At 58.9% G+C, this 1,835-nt stretch carries 3 protein-coding genes; 1 reads left to right on the plus strand and 2 read right to left on the minus strand.

Going from position 1 to position 1,835, the window contains the following annotated elements; genetic code table 11:
• Window positions 1-173 precede the first annotated feature (173 nt).
• Entirely contained in the window at window positions 174-932 is a 759-nt protein-coding gene (locus NW856_RS13270; protein WP_414400640.1) for a TIGR00297 family protein, read from the plus strand.
• Window positions 933-1,253: 321 nt separating this feature from the next.
• Here the strand turns inward: NW856_RS13270 and NW856_RS13275 are convergent, their stop codons facing one another.
• Complete coding sequence (locus NW856_RS13275) at window positions 1,254-1,586, minus strand: ribulose bisphosphate carboxylase small subunit (protein WP_011434136.1); 333 nt, start codon at window positions 1,584-1,586, stop codon at window positions 1,254-1,256.
• An 8-nt stretch (window positions 1,587-1,594) separates the two neighbouring features.
• Window positions 1,595-1,835, minus strand: a 241-nt coding sequence (locus NW856_RS13280) for a chaperonin family protein RbcX (protein ID WP_414400641.1), incomplete at its 5' end; no start/stop codon positions are given.

Consider the following 1,835-nt stretch of genomic DNA (forward strand, 5'->3'; position numbering starts at 1 on the left):
AAAAGTATCTGCGAGTTCATCCCAGTAGTTGGGGTCATGGCATCCCCCATCACTCGCAAGGGTGGTGTGGCCCAGGAAGTGGGGATCATCCTGCGACCTGGGAAAGAATCCTTACCCTTTAGGGCAGGGAGAATGTCAACCTCGGTTGCAATTTCACCCCCTTCTGAGCGTTTATGTGGCAAGCGTGGCTTCTGAGTCAGTGGGGGGTGGCACTCTGGCTCAACCTGGCTCTGGTGGTGCTGGGTCTGCTGAGCCCTCAGAAGGCTTTGACGCGAGCAGGGGTCATCCACGCGGGCCTGCTGGGCCTGCTGGTGTGGAGGGGGCTGGGGGGGCGGGGCTACGCGGTGGTAGCTGCCTATTTTTTAGTGGGAACAGCCGTAACCAAACTGGGGATCCGGCGCAAGCAGGCGCAGGGGATCGCCGAAAAGCGAGAGGGGGCGCGAGGGCCGGAGAACGTCTGGGGATCCGCTTTAACCGGGGCAGTATGTGCGGTGGGATATGCTTTCTTCCCGCATCCCCTGTGGTGGTTGGGATACAGCGCCAGCTTCGCGGCGAAATTGGCCGATACCGTCAGCAGCGAGGTGGGGAAAGCCTATGGCCGTAAGACCTTCTTAATCACCACCTTCCAGTCCGTGCCGGCGGGCACAGAAGGAGCTGTAAGCCTAGAGGGATCCCTGGCGGGAGTGGCAGCAGCGGCAGGGATGGCCGGGTTGGCCTGGGGGATTGGCGGGGAGTGGGTGGGGGAAAGCCCATTTTGGTTGGGCATCTGCTGGCTGGCCGGGATCCTGGCCACCTTGGCAGAAAGCTGGATGGGAGTGGTGTTGCAACCCCGTTTGGCCTGGATGACCAACGAAGTTGTAAACAGTATTCAAACAACCCTGGCCGCTCTTCTGGCGGTAGGGCTGGGATCCCTTATGGGCATCGGATCCTAGAAATAGGGTCACCATGAACTACCCCACCGTATAGGCAGATGGGGTTTCTAGTGCCCCATCCCCTTAACAGTGAGGTTTTTGTCCCTTCCTCTGTCCCAGTTGCTTCATAGACCCGCAGGTCTCTGAAGGAGTGCTGCAACATCCGAGACCAACGAGGCTAGTTCCCAACCCCGGTTGCCCGTTGACGGCAACGTTGTACATGACCATTACCGAACCACGGTCTCTATTGCCGTGCCACCGAGAACGGCCATACAAAGAAGTCAAGCCAGGAGGCTTGACCAAAAGGGGAGAAGCTCTCCCCTTTCGCTGACCAGAGCTCCCTTAGCGCAGGCCGCTGGGCTTATAGACCAGGAAGCTGAGCACTTGGCACTGCTTAATGTTGTCGAACCCCACCACGCGAATGAAACAGTTGGGGTAGGCGCTGCGGCAAGCCTGCACTTCGCTGAGCACCTCCTGGGGAGAAGTGGCGCTGAACAGGGGCAGCTTCCACAGCGTCCAGTAGCGAACCGTCGGTTCAGAAGATTCGTTGAACTCTATGGCAGGGATATAGCCCTGATCCAAGATGTACTGCACCTGCTTGATGATCTGCAGATCCGTCAGCGGCGGCAGATAGGAGAGGGTTTCGTAGCGGCGCTCTTTCGGTAAGGTTTGCATGATCGGTGTCACTCCGTTTCGAGCCTAGGGTTTTGTGGGGGGGATCCCGCTTCCGGGTGGGTAACGGGTAGGGATCCTGTTGCTGAGGTGATCCGTTCTAGATGATTGCGGCGGTGCTCCATGTTGGCTTGCTGGATGCCGGCTTTGGCCATCTCCGGCAGGTAATCAACCACCTCCGCAGCAATGTGCTCGCGAACGGTCATGATGCGATAGGCCAACTCAGGACGCTCAGCCAGCAAAGCCCGCAGG

It is taken from the genome of Synechococcus sp. R3-13 (assembly GCF_047462195.1).
Taxonomy (GTDB): Bacteria; Cyanobacteriota; Cyanobacteriia; order Thermostichales; family Thermostichaceae; genus Thermostichus.

Bases quoted from the DNA above. Each gene is read 5' to 3' on its own strand.
- NW856_RS13270 (WP_414400640.1), top strand. From the start codon at position 174: ATGTGGCAAGCGTGGCTTCTGAGTCAGTGGGGGGTGGCACTCTGGCTC.
- NW856_RS13275 (WP_011434136.1), bottom strand. From the start codon at position 1,586: ATGCAAACCTTACCGAAAGAGCGCCGCTACGAAACCCTCTCCTATCTG.